Origin of the sequence: Geothermobacter ehrlichii (assembly GCF_008124615.1) — a bacterium.
GTDB lineage: Bacteria > Desulfobacterota > Desulfuromonadia > Desulfuromonadales > Geothermobacteraceae > Geothermobacter > Geothermobacter ehrlichii.
In genome coordinates, this window is sequence record NZ_VNIB01000010.1 from 1 (window position 1) to 17,476 (window position 17,476).

Annotated in this window: 17 protein-coding genes; 7 read left to right on the top strand and 10 right to left on the bottom strand. The window is 63.6% G+C overall.

The window, feature by feature from the left end; all coding sequences use genetic code 11:
• Positions 1–166 precede the first annotated feature (166 nt).
• Complete coding sequence (locus EDC39_RS10595; protein ID WP_148896362.1) at positions 167–2,695, bottom strand: efflux RND transporter permease subunit; 2,529 nt, start codon at positions 2,693–2,695, stop codon at positions 167–169.
• A 198-nt stretch (positions 2,696–2,893) separates the two neighbouring features.
• On the opposite strand from EDC39_RS10595, the gene EDC39_RS10600 reads away from it, so the two are divergent.
• From EDC39_RS10600 to EDC39_RS10610, 3 genes are read left to right on the top strand one after another with little or no spacing between them, the layout of a single operon-like run.
• Entirely contained in the window at positions 2,894–3,268 is a 375-nt protein-coding gene (locus EDC39_RS10600) for a hypothetical protein (protein WP_148896363.1), read from the top strand.
• Positions 3,269–3,326: 58 nt separating this feature from the next.
• Entirely contained in the window at positions 3,327–4,157 is an 831-nt protein-coding gene (gene queF, locus EDC39_RS10605) for an NADPH-dependent 7-cyano-7-deazaguanine reductase QueF (RefSeq protein ID WP_148896467.1), read from the top strand.
• 24 nt (positions 4,158–4,181) lie between these two features.
• Complete coding sequence (locus EDC39_RS10610; protein ID WP_148896364.1) at positions 4,182–4,550, top strand: hypothetical protein; 369 nt, start codon at positions 4,182–4,184, stop codon at positions 4,548–4,550.
• Positions 4,551–4,581: 31 nt separating this feature from the next.
• On the opposite strand, the gene EDC39_RS10615 is transcribed toward EDC39_RS10610, so the two are convergent.
• From EDC39_RS10615 to EDC39_RS10625, 3 genes are all read right to left on the bottom strand, one after another.
• On the bottom strand, positions 4,582–4,773 hold the full coding sequence (locus tag EDC39_RS10615) for a hypothetical protein (RefSeq protein ID WP_148896365.1): 192 nt from the start codon (positions 4,771–4,773) through the stop codon (positions 4,582–4,584).
• Between the two features lie 65 nt (positions 4,774–4,838).
• A complete protein-coding gene (locus EDC39_RS10620) occupies positions 4,839–6,239 on the bottom strand; it encodes an MFS transporter (RefSeq protein WP_148896366.1) in 1,401 nt (466 codons plus the stop codon).
• Positions 6,239–7,117 carry a C40 family peptidase gene (locus EDC39_RS10625; protein ID WP_246140239.1) on the bottom strand — a complete coding sequence of 293 codons (879 nt, stop codon included), beginning with the start codon at positions 7,115–7,117 and terminating at the stop codon, positions 6,239–6,241. The genes EDC39_RS10620 and EDC39_RS10625 overlap by 1 nt, the downstream gene beginning before the upstream one ends.
• A 179-nt stretch (positions 7,118–7,296) precedes the next feature.
• On the opposite strand from EDC39_RS10625, the gene EDC39_RS10630 reads away from it, so the two are divergent.
• Entirely contained in the window at positions 7,297–7,635 is a 339-nt protein-coding gene (locus EDC39_RS10630) for a cupin domain-containing protein (RefSeq protein WP_148896367.1), read from the top strand.
• A gap of 25 nt (positions 7,636–7,660) precedes the next feature.
• Here EDC39_RS10630 and EDC39_RS10635 read toward each other — a convergent pair whose 3' ends face one another.
• Entirely contained in the window at positions 7,661–8,308 is a 648-nt protein-coding gene (locus EDC39_RS10635) for a peroxiredoxin-like family protein (protein ID WP_148896368.1), read from the bottom strand.
• Positions 8,309–8,743: 435 nt separating this feature from the next.
• Here EDC39_RS10635 and EDC39_RS10640 point away from each other — a divergent pair, with 435 nt between their 5' ends.
• Positions 8,744–10,045 carry a DEAD/DEAH box helicase gene (locus EDC39_RS10640; RefSeq protein WP_148896369.1) on the top strand — a complete coding sequence of 434 codons (1,302 nt, stop codon included), beginning with the start codon at positions 8,744–8,746 and terminating at the stop codon, positions 10,043–10,045.
• Positions 10,046–10,099: 54 nt separating this feature from the next.
• Here the strand turns inward: EDC39_RS10640 and EDC39_RS10645 are convergent, their stop codons facing one another.
• The 4 genes from EDC39_RS10645 to EDC39_RS10660 all read right to left on the bottom strand — a co-directional run bounded on the left by EDC39_RS10645 (position 10,100) and on the right by EDC39_RS10660 (position 14,825).
• Complete coding sequence (locus EDC39_RS10645; protein ID WP_222862872.1) at positions 10,100–10,798, bottom strand: phosphoribosyltransferase; 699 nt, start codon at positions 10,796–10,798, stop codon at positions 10,100–10,102.
• Positions 10,799–10,821: 23 nt separating this feature from the next.
• Positions 10,822–11,055, bottom strand: coding sequence for a hypothetical protein (locus EDC39_RS10650; RefSeq protein ID WP_148896371.1), 234 nt, complete (start codon positions 11,053–11,055; stop codon positions 10,822–10,824).
• 174 nt (positions 11,056–11,229) lie between these two features.
• Positions 11,230–13,227 (bottom strand): monovalent cation:proton antiporter family protein, encoded by a 1,998-nt coding sequence (locus EDC39_RS10655; RefSeq protein WP_148896372.1) that lies wholly within the window; start codon positions 13,225–13,227, stop codon positions 11,230–11,232.
• A gap of 248 nt (positions 13,228–13,475) precedes the next feature.
• Complete coding sequence (locus EDC39_RS10660; RefSeq protein ID WP_187426752.1) at positions 13,476–14,825, bottom strand: response regulator transcription factor; 1,350 nt, start codon at positions 14,823–14,825, stop codon at positions 13,476–13,478.
• 240 nt (positions 14,826–15,065) lie between these two features.
• Here EDC39_RS10660 and EDC39_RS10665 point away from each other — a divergent pair, with 240 nt between their 5' ends.
• The gene (locus EDC39_RS10665) at positions 15,066–15,572 is read left to right on the top strand and encodes a hypothetical protein (RefSeq protein ID WP_148896374.1); all 507 of its coding nucleotides are present in this window, start codon (positions 15,066–15,068) and stop codon (positions 15,570–15,572) included.
• A 42-nt stretch (positions 15,573–15,614) separates the two neighbouring features.
• A complete protein-coding gene (locus tag EDC39_RS10670; RefSeq protein WP_148896375.1) occupies positions 15,615–17,177 on the top strand; it encodes a hypothetical protein in 1,563 nt (520 codons plus the stop codon).
• Positions 17,178–17,275: 98 nt separating this feature from the next.
• Here the strand turns inward: EDC39_RS10670 and EDC39_RS10675 are convergent, their stop codons facing one another.
• A complete protein-coding gene (locus tag EDC39_RS10675; RefSeq protein WP_148896376.1) occupies positions 17,276–17,476 on the bottom strand; it encodes an indolepyruvate ferredoxin oxidoreductase subunit alpha in 201 nt (66 codons plus the stop codon).

Here is a 17,476-nt window from a genome sequence, read left to right on the forward strand (position 1 = left end):
ACTCAACGCTGGGCTATAAAAGCCCGGCTGAATACGAGGCGGCCTATTTTGAACTTGCAGCCTAACCCGGTGTCCACTAAACCGGGGGAAGGTCACTTCGCCTCCAGCCTCTAACCTCCAGCCTCTAACCTCCAGCCTCTAACCTCCAGCCTCTAACCTCCAGCCTCTAACCTCCAGCCTCTAACCGCCTTCCTGCCTTCCTGCCCGGTAGCCAGCAGATATGCCGGGGCCGCACGGTCAACAGCAGCAGCGCCAGCAGGGTCAGGTTGGCGATCATCGCCACCGCCATGGCCAGGCCGGTGAACAGTCCGAAATAGATGGTCGGCATGAAATCGGACAGGGTGAGGATGCCGAAGCCGGCGATGATGGTGATCGAGGTGTAGTACATGGCCCGGCCGACGCTCGAGTGGCAGCGGCGGATGGCGGCCGGGTAGTCGAGGTCGTGAGTGATCTCCTCGCTGAACCGGTGCACGTAGTGGATGGTGTCGTCGACGGCGATGCCGATGGTGATGGCGGCTATGGTGATGGTCATGATGTCGAGCGGAATCTTCAGCCATCCCATCAGGCCGAGAACCACTCCGGCCGCCAGCAGGTTGGGAATGATGGCGATGACCGCCAGCCGCAGGGAGCGGAAGAGAAGCAGGAACATGACCATGATGACGGCGAAGACCGCTCTCAGGGTCAGAATCTGCGAGCGGTAGAGGCTCTGCAGCACATTGTTGTAGAGCACGAACATGCCGTTGATGGTTATCTGTTGCGGTTTCAGGCCGTACTTTTCGGTCAGGTCGCGCCGGATTTGCCGCAACAGCTCGTTGCGCTTGAGGCCGGGGGCCGAATCGATGATCCGCAGCGTCAGCCGTACCTCGTTGCCGTCGGGCGTCATGTAGGGATCGAACAGGGCGCTGGCGATGTCCGGCGGCAGCTTTTTGTGGATCACCGACAGCAGCAGGTCGTCCGGTTCGACGCCGCTGTTGTGTTGCCGGATCAGTTCCATGGTGGTGGCCAGGGAAAGCACCTTGCCGGTGGCGGGCCTGGCCTCCAGGTCGCGGTGAATCGTTTGCAGCAGCCGCAGGCGGTGGCTGTTGTACCAGTAGCTGCGGGCGGTAAGGCCGGCGTCGGTTCCAACATCGGCGAAGGGATCGTCGTCGAAATCCTCCTCGGTCGCCTGTTGCAGCTGCCAGTCCGGGTCGGCCGAGAGCACGATCTCCATTGGCGTGGTGCCGCCGAGCTTGCGGTCGATCAGGGTCATGCCCTGGTAGATTTCCGTATCCTTTTTGAAATTGTCGATAAAGCGGTTTTCTACCGTCAGTCGGGATATTCCGATCAGGCTGAGCAGGGCGACGAGAACGAACGCCGCCAGCACCGTTTTGCGGCGTTTTTCGATCAGCCGGGCGCAGAAGCCGGTCATTCGGCCGGTCAGGTCGAAGCGGGGGGTGAAATGCTTCGGCCGCAGCAGCACAAGCCCGGCAGGAAAGATGAGAAAAGAGAGGATGAAGGCGGCGGTGATGCCGATGGCCATCATCCAGCCGAAGTCGATCACCGGGCGGATGCCGCTGATCAGCAGCGAGATGAAGGCGACCATGGTGGTCAGGGCGGTGAAGAGGCTGGGCAGAAACTTGCTGCGGACGGTTTCCAGCACCAGGGTGCGCTGGCTGACCTGGGGGTTGACGGCATGCAGTTCGTGGTAGCGCACGATCAGGTGCATCGTCAGCGAGAGGGTGATGATCAGCAGCAGCGAGGTGAAGTTGGAGGAGACCACGGTCACCCGCCAGTCGAGCATTCCAAGCAGGCCGAACATGAACAGCACCGAGGCGCCGCAGCAGAGCATCGGCAGCAGCACCCAGCGCGGCTGCCGGAAGATGACGGCCAGCATGCCGACCAGAAAGACCAGGACGCCGCAGCCGAAGACCAGCAGGTCGTGACGGATAAAATCGATCATGTCGGCGACGATCATCGCCATGCCGCCGAGATGCAGCTCCGCACGTTGCCGGTGGCGGTCGAGAATGGCGCGGACGCGGGCGATGGTGGCTGCCTCGCGGTCGATGACCTCGGCGCTGTAGTCCTTGAATTGCGCCCGCACCCGGGCCAGCTCTTCCTTTTCGTGTGCGGACAGTTCGCCCCGGCGGTCCCTGGCGGCCAGCTCGTTGCGGCGCGCCAGCAGCTGATCATAGGCCGGGTCGGGCTTCAGGTTGATCTGCAGCGCCGTGGTGCGGCCGTCGGGACTGAGGATCAGGTTCCGGTACAGGGGGCTGGTGAGAAATTCCCGGCGGGCCAGCTGCCGGTCGACGCCGGGCGAGAGCAGGGTGCGGGCGCCGTTGTGCAGTTCGCTGAAGCCGACCGGCGGGCTCTGCAGCAGTGGCACGTCGAGAATGCTGACAACGCTCTGCACCTCTTCCAGCTCCTCCAATTCGTCCCGCAGGCGTTTCAGGTCGCCGAGGACGGCGTCGCTGAACAGTTCCCGGCGCGGGGTGTAAGCGATGATGAGAAAGTCGCCGGAACCGTAGCGGCGGCGCAGTTCCCGGTAGGTGCGCAGGTCGGCGTCATCCTCGAGAACCAGCGAATCGGCCGAGGCGTCGAGGCGAAAGTGACGGGCCTGGAAACCGGCGGCGAGCAGGACCAGGCCGGTCACGGCGAGGACGGCCACGGGGTGGCGCAGGATGGTACGGCGGTAGAAGCGAAGCAGTCGTTTGCGCATGCCGGTACTCCGGAGGGGTGACGAAGGGGATTTTTCATCATTCTAACAGGACTTTCGACCGGCGGAGGAGAAAGGGACGAGGATGTTAGTCCGGGTCAAATAGAAGCCTTACATGGTTAAAAATTAATCGAAAAATCGTTGGCCGGAAGCGGTTTACAGGCTAAATTCTGATGGTTACGTCATGGAGGACGTTACCTGGTGGAATCCAATCTCAGCTTTCATTTCTTTGCGCCGTTGCTCGAAGTCCGTTTCGAGCCGGCCCGTTTTCGCGCCCTGCGGCTGCACGCCGATTTCGAAGACATTTTCCGCCGCGTCCGCCGGCACGATGCGACCCGCCTGCTGGTCCTGATCGCCGGCCGGGAACTTGCGGTGGCGGCGATGCACTTCTACCAGCTGGGTACCAGCTGGCAGAGCATCAGTGAAGGCCTCGACATTCCGACGGCGCTGGTTTTTCTCGAGCGCGGCGGCGTCGATCTCGACCTTTTGCAGGTCATATTCGAAAACCGCATGGCGCGGGTGCATGTCGGGCGCAGCGAGGCCGTAGCGCGGGCCTGGCTCGCCAGGCAGCGCTAGCACCGTCACCCGTCCTTTTTGGTTGAATTACGGCGCTGGCCCGGCGAAAATGGCAGCCATGGATGAACTCGAAAAGCGCCTACCCCTGGGCAAGGCCACGTCGTACAGCACCGATTACGACCCTTCGCTGCTCTGCCCCGTGCCGCGGCGGCTGAAAAGGGACGAGATCGGCCTTGCCGGCGAGCTTCCCTTCACCGGTTTCGACCTGTGGAACGCCTGGGAGCTTTCCTGGCTCGACGAGCGCGGCAAGCCGGTGGTGGCCCTCGGCCTGTTCCGTTTCGACTGCCGGACTCCCAACCTGGTCGAATCGAAGTCGCTCAAACTCTATTGCAATTCCTACAACCAGACCCGCCTGGCGTCGATGGAGGCGGCCCGTCTGCGCATCGAACGGGATCTGGCGGCGGCCGCCGGCGGCCGGGTGGAGGTCCGCCTCTTTCCTCCCGATGTAAGCGACGCCTTTCAGATCCAGACGCTGCCGGGCGAGTGCATCGACCACCTCGATATCGATGTCGACCGCTATGCGCTCGATCCCGAGCTGCTGGCCGGGGCGGCCGATGTCGGCCGGGTGGTCGAACGCGAGCTGCACAGCCACCTGCTCAAGAGCAACTGCCTGGTCACCGGCCAGCCCGACTGGGCGAGCGTGCTCATTCGCTACCAGGGGCCCCGGATCGACGAGGAGGCGTTGTTGCGCTACCTGATTTCCTTCCGTCAGCACAACGAGTTCCACGAGCAGTGCGTAGAGCGCATTTTCGTCGATCTGAAGCGATTCTGCCGGCCGCAGCGACTGACCGTCCATGCCCGCTACACCCGTCGTGGCGGCCTCGACATCAATCCGTTTCGCAGTGATTTCGAACAGGATATGCCGAACCTGAGGCTGGTTCGGCAATAACGGGAAGCACCTACGAGGAGGGTCATGAATCGACAGGATGCCGTGCTTGCGGCCGGATTTGCCATTTTCAGCCTGCTGACGTCCTTTTACTGTGTTTTTTACGCCGTCAGCATGATCGGCCAGGGACATGGCGTACTGGCCAGTCCCTTCGCCTACGTGGCCGGCGGCTACGGCCTGATGAACGTCTACGCCCTGAGCGCCGCCTGGCGCAGCCGGGCTCCCTGGACCGAGGCGGCCAGCGCCGTCATTTCCTTCACCTTTTTCGGCGTCTACCTGGTCGACCGGTTGCGTCACGGCTTTTCCACCGGCCTGGGGTTCTGGGCGGTAGCCGTTGTCGCCGGTGCCCTCGCCGTCAACTGGCTGGCCATCCGCAAGCTGGTTCGCCGGAACTGAGATCCCTTCCTTTGCCGCTTTCGGGTGCCTTTCAGCGCGGCGGGCGGCCGGCGGCGCAGTCCGGACAGAGTGACCGGAGCTCGTAGAGGCCGCTGTCGGCGTTGCGGACCGGCCGACAGGTCAGGTGTTCGGGGCATGTGACCTGGTAGCAGAGGTCGCAGGCCATGCTTTCCCCTTCCCCCTTCCGGTTGCAGACATGGCAGAGCCAGGGGGCCTGTTCCATCGTCATCTCCTCTGAATCGTCGTTTCTTCCACCGTAGCACAGCGTGAAAAACGCCGGCGCCGGTTTCAGTCCGTTTTCGGGGTGCTGTCGGCCGCTGCCGGCCGGATCCTGACGGCGGAGAGAAAGATGCCGGACACGGACAGGCCGCTGAAGACCAGCAGGGAGGTGCGCATGCTGGCGAGGAAATCCGGCACTGTCGTCGCCGAAACCGGCTGCCCGTGCATCAACAGGGAAAAGACGACGGTAATCACCGTCATGCTGGTCATCATGCCGAGGGTGCGCATGGTCGAGTTCAATCCGGAGGCGACGCCGAGATGGCGCCGGTCGACGCTGCCCATGATGACGCTGATGTTGGGCGATGAGAAAAGGGCGAAGCCTACGCCGAGGGCCGCCAGCAGGGCGAGGATGCGCCCCAGGGACGAGGCGGCGTCGAGGCCGGCCGCCAGGCCGAGTCCCACGGCGCAGAGCAGCATGCCGAAGGTGGCCACCGTCGGAGCGGAATAGCGGTCGGCCAGCCGGCCGCAGAGCGGAGAGAGCAGGGCCTGGGCCAGGGGCTGCAGGATCAGGACCGTCCCCGCCTGGTGCGGCGTCATTCCCCGGACTACCTGCAGAAAGAGACTGAGAAAGAAGGTGACGCCGAAAGTGGCGGCGTAGTTGAGCAGGGCGGCCAGGTTGGAGAAGGCGAATACCCGGTTGTGGCGCAGCAGCCGTACATCGAGCACCGGGTAGGGGACGCGTCCTTCGAAAACGAGAAAGCCGCCGACACCGCACAGCCCCGCCGCCACGGCCAGTCCCGCCGGCCAGCCCCGGTTCAGATGCGCCGCCCCGACGATCAGCAGCATGATGGAGCTGGCGTAGATCAGACTGCCCTGCCAGTCGAAGGGTTCGCCGCGGCTGCCGGCCCATTCCTCGGTCAGGTGGATACGGGCCACGGCGAAGGCGGCAAGACCCAGGGGAACGCAGAGCAGAAAGAGGGAGCGCCAGCCGGCCAGGCTGACCAGCCAGCCGCCGAAGAAGGGGCCGCAGGAGATGCCGGCATAGACGGCGGCGACGGCGATGCCGAGGGCCCGGCCGCGTCGCTCTGGCGGAAAGACCGTAACCACGATGGCGAAGGTGGTGGCCATGACCATCGAGCCGCCCATCCCCTGGAAGAACCGGAGCAGAATCAGCGTCTCGATGGAGGGCGAAAGGGCGATGAGACCGCCGAAGGCGCTGAAGATCAGCAGCCCGGCGAGAAAGATGCGGCGCCGGCCGTGGATGTCGCCCAGACGTCCCATGGCGAGCAGAAAGATGGAGGCTGCCAGCACGTAGACCGTCTCCACCAGCCCGAGCTGCAGGGCGCTGGCCTGCAGCTCGCGACCGATGACCGGCAGGGCGATGCCGACGGCGCTCATCATGAAGGGCATGAGAAAGTGGGCGACGCAGACCGCCAGCAGACTCGCTTTTTGCAGACGTATATCCGGCATCACAGGTAGGCGCGAGCTCCGACGAAGGTTTTTCGCCAGTAGGGGCTGTTCAGGCTGGCGTAGCGCACCGTCTTGCCGGTGCGCGGGGCATGGATGAACTTTCCGCCGCCGGCGTAGATGCCGACGTGGGTGACCCGCCGGCCGCCGTGGGTGGCGAAGAAGACCAGGTCACCCTTGCGCAGCTGGCGCCGGCCGACCGGGCGCCCGGCGCGGTACTGCATGCGCGAGTTGCGCGGCAGGTTCAGGCCGTTGAGCCGGTAGCAGACCATGGTCAGGCCGCTGCAGTCGAAGCCGTTCTTTCGGTCTTCTCCGCCCCAGCGGTAGGGGACGCCGAGAAAACGGCGGGCGGTGCGTACCAGTTCGTCGCGCAGGTTTCCCCTGCCGCTCTTGCGAATGCGGGCCGCCGCGTAGTCGTCGGGGATGACGATGAAGAAGCTGCCGATCAGTCCCTGTCGCTGCAGGGCTTCCGCCTGTTCGCGCGCGGCGGCGTAGCTGGCATGATTGCCGAAGCGCACCTTGTACAGTCCCGATTCGTGGCGAAAGTAGTAGGCGTCGATGCCCCGGTTGCGCAGCCTTTCCTGCAGGCGAACGGCATTGTCAAGACGGCTGAAGGCGCCGACCTGGGTGGCGAAACCCATGCGCTTCAGCGTCTGCGTCGATGAGGATTCCGCCGGTTTTTTTGCTGCCGCCGTCGGCTGTCGCGGCAGCCGGTCGAGCAGGTCACCGATGGGATCGCCGGCGGCCGGCGGCAGCACCGAGGGGCTTTTGGTCGATGGCCGGGAGGTACCGCTCTGTGGTGTGGAGACGGCGAGGCAGCCGGCCAGCAGCGCCGCGGCCATGGAGAGAATCCAGCGTGAAAGGTGAGTGAAGCGCAGCATGCAGCGAATCCCGGAGAAATCTGCGCTTCAGGGTAGCATATTCCGGTCGCCGGATTGAACGTTTATTGCTGGTTTTTCCGCCGCATTTGACCTGGCGCAAGGAATTGCCGGCCAGACGCGATAAGATTGACCATGTCGCGCCCGGCGTGACTCGACAACCCGACAAAAGGAGACTGACCATGTCCGACAGCACCGATCTTCTCGGCAGAACCCTGGAATTGAACCAGCTGCTCGACTACCAGCAGGGAGCGGTCGTCAGCCGCACCATCATCAAGAAGGAGACCGGCACGGTGACCCTGTTCGCCTTCGACGAGGGCGAAGGACTGAGCGAGCACACCGCGCCCTTCGACGCCCTGGTCCAGGTCACCGACGGCGAGGCGCTGATCACCATCTCCGGCAGCGAGCACCGGGTCGCCGCCGGCCAGTTCATCATTATGCCGGCCGACGAGCCGCACGCGCTGAAGGCGGTGACCCGCTTCAAGATGCTGCTGGTGATGATCAAGTCGGGTGACAAGTGACGGGTGATGTCGCTTGTCCCGGATCTCAGGGTTTCAGGCCCGCCCTGGCTGCTGCCAGCAGGACATCGCCGTCGACCCGGATGCGGAAGTCGGGATGGACATAGGCGAAGCTGATCAGTCCGTCGGTTCCGACGACGAAGGTAGCAGGAACCGGCAGGATGTGGTGCTTGCGTCCCGACGCCTGCTCGATGTCGAAACCGAGGCTGCGGTACTGGTCGAAGGTCGGCTCCTCCAGCCGCCAGGCCAGGCCGAAGGCTTTGGCGGCGTTGGCGTCGCTGTCGGACAGCAGGGTATAGTTGATGGCGTGCTTCTGCCGGGTTTCCCTCAGGAAGCGGGGGCTGTCCATGCTGATGGCGACAAGCTGGTAGCCGAGGCGGAGCAGGTCAGGTTCTATGCGTCCCAGGTCGGCCAGCTGTATGTTGCAGTAGGGGCACCAGCCTCCGCGGTAGAAGATGAGAATGGTCGGCTTGCCCCTGGTCAGCTGGTCGAGGCGGATCGTCCGGCCTTCGCTGTCCTGGAGAGTGACGGCAGGGATGGCATTGCCGATCAGCAGGGGGCAGATGTCCTTGGGATTGGTGGGAAGCGTATCGCGATGGCCGGCGGAGGCCATTGTCGGATACAGCAGCAGAATGAACAGGCCGGCCAGCGCCAGCCCTCTGATGTTCGGTCGCATGGGGTGCCCCTTTCGTCTTTTCTATCATTTCTATCACCCCAGGCGTTTGGAGCAAGTCCGCCCAGTGTTTTGTGCTGCGCAACAGGGCTGCCGGCAGCGCCGTGCCTTTTTGCTGCATGGTGCTCCGTGGGTTGAGGCCCTCGGCTGTTGCCGTTGTTCGGTCCGTGCGGGACGTTCCGATGAAAAGCCTTGCCTTTTTCCCGCAACCCTGTATGATGCGCGACGACTGATTTATGCAGCGCGGGTTCAGGCTCTGCCGGAACCGCCCATCGCTCCCTGACCTTCCTTTCTGCAGTCGATTCCCCCGAATCCCTGGCAGCCTGTCTCCGGTTGGCGAGCACATACGCCAGTCCCGGAGCGGATGACCGCCTTCGCAGTCGGACAGACTGTCTGTCCGGCCGGTCCCGCACGCCTGTCTACTGTCAAAGGGATCTCATGTCTTTTACCCAACTGCAGCTGGCCGCGCCGATTCTGCGCGCTATCGCCCAATGCGGCTACACCGAGCCGACCCCGATCCAGAAGCAATCGATTCCCGAAATTCTCGCCGGTCGCGACCTGCTCGGCTCGGCCCAGACCGGAACCGGCAAGACCGCGGCCTTCATGCTGCCGGTCCTGCACCGTCTGGCGGTGCTGAAGAAGGGCCCGAAGGGGGCGCCGCGGGTGCTGGTGATGACGCCGACCCGCGAGCTCGCCGCCCAGGTGATCGGTGCGACCCGCGACTACGGCCGTTTTCTGCGCCTGCGCAGCGCGGTGATTCTCGGCGGCAGCGCCTACGGGCCGCAGTTCCGCGATCTTGGCCGGCCGATCGACCTGGTGGTCGGCACTCCGGGGCGGCTGATCGATCATCTTGAACGCGGCAGTCTCGATCTTTCGCGCTTGGAGGTGCTGATTCTCGACGAGGCCGACCGGATGCTCGACATGGGCTTCAAGGAGGATGTCGAAAAGGTGGTGGCGGCGGCTCCGGCCGGGCGGCAGACCCTGCTTTTTACCGCCACTCTCGACCGGACCATGGAAAACCTCGCCCGGCGGCTGCTGAACGATCCGGTGCGGGTCGATATTGCCGGCAGGAAGCCGACCCTCGACCAGATCGCCCAGCGGCTGCATGTGGCCGACAATGTTGCCCACAAGAAGCGCCTGCTGCAGCATTGTGTCGAGGCTGACGAACTCAGGCAGGCGATCATCTTCTCCGCCACCAAGCGGGACGCCGACGCCCTGGCCCGGGAGCTGGCGGCCCAGGGCCACCGCGCCGCCGCCCTGCACGGCGACATGTCCCAGGGGATGCGCAACCGCACGGTTCGCGACCTGCGCCAGGGTCGGGTGCGGCTGCTGGTGGCGACCGATGTCGCGGCCCGCGGCATCGATGTCCCCGGCATCAGCCATGTGATCAATTTCGATCTGCCGATGGCGGCCGAGGATTATATCCATCGTATCGGCCGGACCGGGCGGGCCGGCGCCAGCGGCACCGCCATCTCCTTCGCCAGCAACGGTGCCGATGTCCAGCGCCTGGAGCGGATCGAGCGGCTGCTTGGCGAGTGCCTGCCGCAGGTGGAGATTCCCGGTCTGGAGCCGACCCGGCCGCTGCGCCGGGCCCGGCCGGCGGGCAAACGCCCCGGCCGCTCCGGAGGCAAGGGCTATGGTGGTTTCAAGCGCGGCAAGGGCAAACCGGGTACGCAGCGCCGGCGAGAGCCGGTGGTCGAATACCGCAGTTGCAAGGGTGGGACGGCCAGGCAGGGATGAGGGGGAGGCCCGGCAACGGGCCAACCGATTCTCGGGAACCTCTTTCCGGTTTCGCTATCGACTTGAGTGCAATTTGCCGAGCAGGTCGAGGACTTCCAGCTCGCTGACATCGTACCAGCTACGGTAGGCCGCGGCCACGGCAAAGGGATAGCTGCTGCGCAGATTGGCGCAGCAGACGCTGACACCCTCTTGGCGCAGAGTGTTGACGGCATCGATATGAGCGGTCGGGACGGCAGCGATTAGCGTTGCCGCTCCGGCTTTGCGCAATGCGTTGACTGCGACGCGCATGGTCAGGCCACTGGCCAGACCATCGTCGACGAGGATGACCGTTCGCCGTCGAACCTCGGGCAGGGGCCGGTCGTCGCGCAATGTCCGATTGCGCTGCTTGACCCGGTTCCGGGTCTGGCGGATGCCGTGAAGAATCTCCTCTTCGCTCATGCCCAGCTGCGGCAGCAGTCGTTCGTTGAGCAGCACCCCGCCGTCGAAGGCGACGGCGCCGTAGCCCGCTTCGCTGTTCCACGGCAGAGTGATTTTGCTCGCCACGGCCAGGTCCAGAGGCCAGCCGGTTTGTTCCGCTATGGCGACGCCGACCGGAACCCCGCCGGCCGGGATCGCCAGCAGCAGGGGGGAGTTCAGCTCGAGCGGCTCCAGCAGTTCGGCCAGCAGTAATCCAGCCTGTCGGCGGTCCGCAAAAACCCCGCTGCGTTCGCGCAGTGCCGGCTGCTGATAGAGCTCTCCCCATTGTTCAGCCATCATCCACTCCCAAAATCGGCCCGTCAGATCTGGAAATCAATTGACGGTTCGCTCTGCCCGGCCGATTCGTGCAGCATCAGGCTCATTTCGCAATCCTTGCGGTTCCAGACTTCCCAGCCTCGGCCGACGCGGACGTTGAAATAGTCGTGATGGCAGGAGCGCACCTCGCCCTGGGTATGGTTGTCGAGATTGATGACGATCCGATGCTCACCTGCGGCTGCCAGGTCACAGAGTTCGCGGTAATCCTTGCGGTTCATGTCTCTTCCTTTCTCCTCCAGGATCTTCTCTTTCTATTTTACTCCCATTGGCAGGTCGGGGGCTTCATTTTTTGCATCTGGAGTGGTGAGGTGGATGACTGCTTGACTGTCAGGAAGGCAACAGCGACAGACGGCGCAAATCATTCCCCCCGTCGAGCGAAGGTGGCAGCAGCCTCAGGTATCAACAGCCGGTCCGTCTGCCGTAAGCTCTCCGTGCAGCAGCTGGCAAGCCCGGTCGAGATCTTCACTTGCGCCGAGCAGCATCAGGGTGTCCCCTTCTTCCAGGCGGAGTTCGGCGGCCGGATTGTAGAGGATGCGCTCTTTGCGCACCACGCCGACCACCATGGCGCCGGTGCGGCCGCGAAACTGCAGTTCGGCCAGGGTGCGACCCAGGCAGGGCGAACCTTCGGGGAGGGGGCGGAACTCGATCCGGCCTTCCCTGAGGACGCTCAGATAGCCGGCCAGATCGGCCGGTGGGGCGGCCGGCTCGCGCAGACCGCCGTAGTGTTCCTGTCGCAGGGAGGCGATCAGTTTGAGGGTCTTGCCTTCGGGGATGGCGAAGCGCCGCAGCAGGCAGGCCGCCATCTGCAGGCTGGCCTCGAATTCGTCGGGGATCACCTCGTCGGCGCCGAACTCGCAGAGCCGGTCGAGGTCGAGCACGAAGCGGGTCCGCACCAGGATGTAGAGCCTGTCATTGAGTTCGCGGGCGGCCTGGATGGTGCTGGCCAGGGCCGACGGATCGTTGATCGCCAGCACCAGCGCCCGCGCCCGCTCGATGCCGACCCGTTCCAGCACCGTGCGCGAGGTGGCGTCGCCGTAGACGATGAGCTCTCCCCGCTCCCGGGCGCGACGGACGATTTCGCCGTTCAATTCGATGTGGATGCAGGGAATCCGCATCTGTTTGAGTACCCGTCCCACGTTGCGTCCCGCCAGGCCGTAGCCGGCGATGACCACATGTCCTTCGAGGTTGGCGGTCTGCTCCTCCTGCGTGTTGCTCCAGGAATCCCGGCGGCTGCCGAGCAGGTCCGCCAGCCATTCGGCGATCTGCCCGGCGCGGGAGAAGAGCAGCGGCGTGGCCATCATCGACAGGGTGATGACGAACAGGGTGATCTGGTAGATGTGCTCGGGAATCAGCTGCAGGCTGCGGGCCTGCCTGAGCAGGATGAAGGAAAATTCGCCGACCTGAAACAGGATCAGGCCGGAAAGCAGGCAGATGCGCAGGGGGAACCGCGACCAGAGTGCCGCCAGGCTGGCGGTGCCGGCCTTGAGCAGGCCCAGGATCAGGAACAGGCCTAGAATCAGCGCCCAGTCGCCGATCAGGCTGCGGACGTTGACCAGCATCCCCATGGAGATGAAGAAGATGGCCAGAAAGGTGTCGCGAAAGGGGATGATGTCGGACAGGGCCTGGTGTGAATAGTCCGACTCGGCCAGGGCCAGCCCGGCCAGAAAGGCTCCCAGCGCCAGGGAGAGCCCGGCCAGGTGGGTTGTCCAGGCGGTCCCCAGCACCAGAACCAGGATGGTCAGGCGGAACAGTTCCGGCGTCCTGGTGCGCAGGACGCCGACCAGCAGCGGCTGCAGCAGGTAGCGGGAGAAGACGAACAGGCCGGCCAGCAGCCCGAGCGTTCCGGCGGCGCCGAGCAGGGTGAAATCCCTGGCCTTGCCCCCCAGCAGGGGGAGCGCGACCAGAAAGAAGATGACGCCCAGATCCTGAAACAGCAGCACCGACAGGGCGATCCGGCCGTGGGCGGAATCGAGTTCGCCCTTCTCCAGCAGCAGCTTGAGAACGATGGCGGTCGAGGAGAGGGCCAGGGCCATCCCCAGCACCACGGCGGTCTTGGCCGGCAGGCCGGCCAGGCCGGCCAGACCGCCGATCAGCAGCCCGGTCAGCAGCACCTGGGTGATACCGCATTTCAGCAGCAGTCCCTTCAGCCGCAGAATCCGGCTGACCGAGAATTCCAGGCCGATGGTGAACAGCAGCATGATCACCCCGATCTCGGCCATCATTTCGACTTCGTCAATTCCGCGTATCAGGTGAAAGCCGTAGGGGCCCGCCAGCAGACCGGTGAGCAGATAGCCGACGATCGGCGACAGCTTGATCCGGCTGCAGAAAAAGGCGATCGCCAGGGCCAGGCCGAGCAGAACCAGAATGTCTTGCAGGGTGATGGCGGTCATGGCTTGTCCCGGCACAAGGGGGGGAGAGGTTGTCGCTGCGCGCTCATGTCGCTGCGCGAAATCGGAAGTGGTGCGTTCGTGGGTAAGTATAGCCGATTCGGATGGGGAAAAAAGAAGGGCGGTCCGCTTGGCCGCCCTGTACAGCTTTTATTTGTCTTGGCTTCCCACCTTTCCCGAATGCGCCGGACTGCGGTTTCGACATGCGTTCGGTCGCCGATGGGAGAAGATGCACTTGCATCGTAGTCCCTTCAGTTGTTTCGGGCTTTTCCAAAACTCCGCAAACCCGTCACAAGCCTGTCTATTATGGTTGTAGCCGGCCTGTTTTTGTCCTGCTGTTTGCTCTGCAGGGTTGCTACGTGGCGCAGCAGGTCTTTCTGACAACTGCAGCCGGTCTTGACGTAGATCCGCTGCATGTATGTCTTGACGGTCGAGCTGGAAACGGCCATCTCTTCAGCGATCTCGCGGTAGGTCAGCCCCGCCATGACTCCAAGCAGCGTCTGTTGCTCCTTGGGGGCCAGCAGGACCCGCCACTCGGAAGGGATCTCCCGGGAGGTGACGGGTGCCGGCTGCCAGGCGGTGAAAAGTTGACGTTTTACGGAGTTGGGGGATGTTGCCCGGCTGCCATGGTGACGTCCGAGCAGGTAGAGCAGGACCAGGGTGAGATTCAGGGCCAGAATGCCGGCCATGGACACCAGGCCGGTCTGTGAGGAGAGCAGCTCGCCGAGCCACTCTCCGGTGAAAATGCCGCCGGTGACCGCCGCGCATCCGTAGCCGAAAGCGGTGACCGGGTTGCGCTGGGTCAGCATCAGTTCGAGAACGAAGACGTCGATCAGCCCGGCGGCGGCCTGCATGGCGAACAGGGCCAGGTTGGCCCCGGTCCGGCCGCCAATGCCGTGCAGGACGAGGGCGACGGTGGCGGTCAGAAAGGCCGCCACCAGACGCAGATCGCCGTGCTCAGTGCGGATTTTCAGTGCGGTTGCCACCATGGCCAGGTAACAGAACAGTTCCGCTCCCGGCCACCACGCAGCCTGCTGGTAGTTCGGCAACATTTGCGCGTACATCAGGCCGGCCACCAGGTGATAGCAGATCAGTAGCGGCAGATAGTACGGCAGGTCGCGTTGTTGTCCCTGGGGTGGTTGCTCATTTTTGCCGGCCGCCAGCGGCAACAGCAGCAGCACCAGGGTGGTCTGCAGGACGGAAGAGTCGATACGGATCAGCAGGAAGAGTGCGAGGTTGGCAATCAGAAGTGCCATCGCCGCCTGTCGCAGCGGTGCGCGTTCACCGCTGAGGACGCAGCCGGCCTGAACCATCAGCAGGGCCCCGCAGATGCCGGCGAACAGAAGCCAGCCGGCCGCTCCGGTGGTCGTCAGACGGTAACCGGCCGTGGCGACGATGGCGCCGAGCAGCGCCAGAGGTTGCAATCGGCGCAGCCGACCGCGGTCGAGAATTACAGCGGTCAGGATCAGGGCAATTGTATGAGCTGCGAGGAACAGTTGCGTTTCCGGTGGTCCGCCTCGCAGCAACGGACCTTGCAGCGGCCAGGAGAGCAGCCAGAAAACGATGGCGGAAAAGGAGAGCAGGGGGCGTAGTTTTTTCATTTCCTTGTATGGAATCCGAATTCGTAAGCCCATACCGGGAGGGGGGGGAACTGTTGGGCGGGCTTTGCAAAAATCCCGGGCGCACCCGCAGGTTTGCCGGTGTTTTTGGAAAAATCCGGCGCGCCGAAACTATATGATTTTTTGCATAAAAAGACAAGGTCGACAAAAAGTCGACTTGTCGTCCGGGAAGGTTTCGGCTTTTCTCCTGCTGGATCAAATCCAGAAAAGGAGGATGAAACAGTGTTGGAGAACATGCGGCAATGGTGGATGGGGATCGCCCTGCTCTTGATGCTGGCGTTGGCCGGTTGTGGCAGTGATTCGTCAACCGGTACCACGGTTGCGCCAACCACTCTCAGCGGGGCGGTGGTCGATGGTTATGTACAGAATGCCCGGGTGACGGTTTATGCCGACATCGGAATGACCCAGGAACTGGCCAGCGGGGTGACCGATGCCGAGGGGCGGTTTGTTCTTGACCTGGCGGGTACGGACCTGCCGTCAACCTTCTATCTGAGGTCCCGCGGCGGGATCGATCGCGACACCGGACTGCCGGCGCCCACCATGCGGTTCGTCGGCAGCTACAGCGCCGATGGCATCTATGTGACACCGTTGACCGACATGCTCTATCGTTATGCCCGGGTCGAAGGTCTGGCGGCGGCCAAAACCAGAATAGCCGGCCGTCTGGGGCTGGCGGAACAGGATCTCTATGCTGACCCGGCGGCGGGGCAGGCCCCGGCTTCTCTGCAATAGGCGCTGGCCTCCGCGCTGCAGACGGGGACTCAGGACTGCGTATTGCCGGACGGTGATTACACGCTGCTGGTCATTTATCTGGAGAACGCCGATCTCGACAGCACTCTCTATCCGGACACGGCGTCCCTGCTGGCAGCCAATCGGCTGGAAGGCAGCGTGACCCTGAGCGGTGGACAGCTCAGCGGCAGTCTCGGTACTGAAACGGTCAGCGGCCGGCTGAATGGCAGCGGTCTGGTGATGCAGATCACCGATGACCCGACCAGTCCGACCAGCTTCACCAATGTCAGCGGCCAGGTCGGCCTGCTCGGCAGCGTTGCCGGCACCTACTACAATCTCGATCTGAGCCAGCCGGGAACGGTGTCACGGACCGACGGCCTGTTCGTCGCCGCCCTGGTGCCGGTTGCCGGCCTGCAGCCGGCCGCCGTGGCGCAGACGGTTGCCAGGCTTTATGGCGGTGAGCTGCATACCCTGTTTCAGGATGTTTTCGGCTCCGACCACGATACCGGTTACGGCACCATCCAGTTCACCGGTCTCGACCCGCTTGCCAACCAGGTGACCATGTCGGGCAATGGTTTCACTGTCAACTTTGTCAGTGGCGTGAGCGCCGGGACCAGCGATACCGTTCAGCTGCTGCAGGGGACCTTCCTGCAGACCGGCGACGGCCGCCCGACCGGCCTGCTGGTGCTGGAGATGCTCGACAGCACCGGTGACAAGGCCTTCTTCATCCTGCCGCTCGGCAACCGCCGTGGCATCTATGTGGCGGTGGATACCGACCGGAGAAACTCGGTTGATGCGTCAGCGCAGGATCAGGCCTACGCCATCGGTCACGCGTTTCTGTCTGCGGCCGGACCAGTCGTTCCGCAGCTCAAGGCGGCGACCTCATACGGAATCCAGGCCTACGGTTTCGCTTCACATATTGCCAGTGAAATTTTCAACCCTGACTACTCGCCGGGGATGTGGTCTTTCTCCCTGTCCTGCGATGTTCCGGCGAATGCCGGTGTGCATTCCTGGGACGCCAGTGCGGGGATTAACGGCTATTTCCTGCCGGGCGTCGTTGCGTTCAGTTCGCTTGGTGATTATACGTTGCGCTCGACGAGTTCCCTGATGTTCGAGGTCTACGAAGGAGGGGGGCTGATCGGACAGCTCTCGGTTGGCGGTTGTTTCGACTCGGATACTCGTGACTGGGCTGATTGCGATGCCACCCATGTGTTGCCGGCCCATCTCCATCCGGGTCTGATCCTGGCACGGGCCAGAGAAGTGGGAAGCACGTTGCCGGACATCGTTCCCAAAACGTTTGACTACCTCGAGCGTCCCGTCTACGCCTACAATGAGGACATGACGCGGCTGTCGGCCTTGCGCCAGGGGACTTTCAAGGTCGACGGGACCGGTAGCGGCCAGGCTACCTTGGTCATGGACGGCGGATCCAGCAGCCTTGATGTCGAACAGACCAACGGAATCATGCATGCCGTAGGTACCCAGAACAGCGACCGGCTCGATATCTACTGGATCACCGGCGTCCCGCGCGGGCTCTATCTGCGGAGCCAGCCTGCCAAGCTGGGAGCGTACATTATTCTGGAGGCCGGGGAAGTCTTTCTCTCCGACTAGGGATTTTTTCCAGCATCATCGATGTGTGAACAACAGGAGAGCCCTGCCGGGTCCGGCAGGGCTCTCCTGTTGCTGTCTGGTTGTCTGCAGGTAGTGGTTCAGAATCCGCAGCCGCCGAGCTCGCCTTCATCGAACTCGATGGCCCCGTGCGGACAGGCCGGAATGCAGATGCCGTCGAAATTGCAGCGGGATTCATCGAGCACCGCCTTGCCGTCCACCATGCTGATCGCTTTTTCGGGACAGACCCTGATGCATTCGCCGCTGCCCTGGCAGCGGTCGGCGTGAATGACGATTCTCAT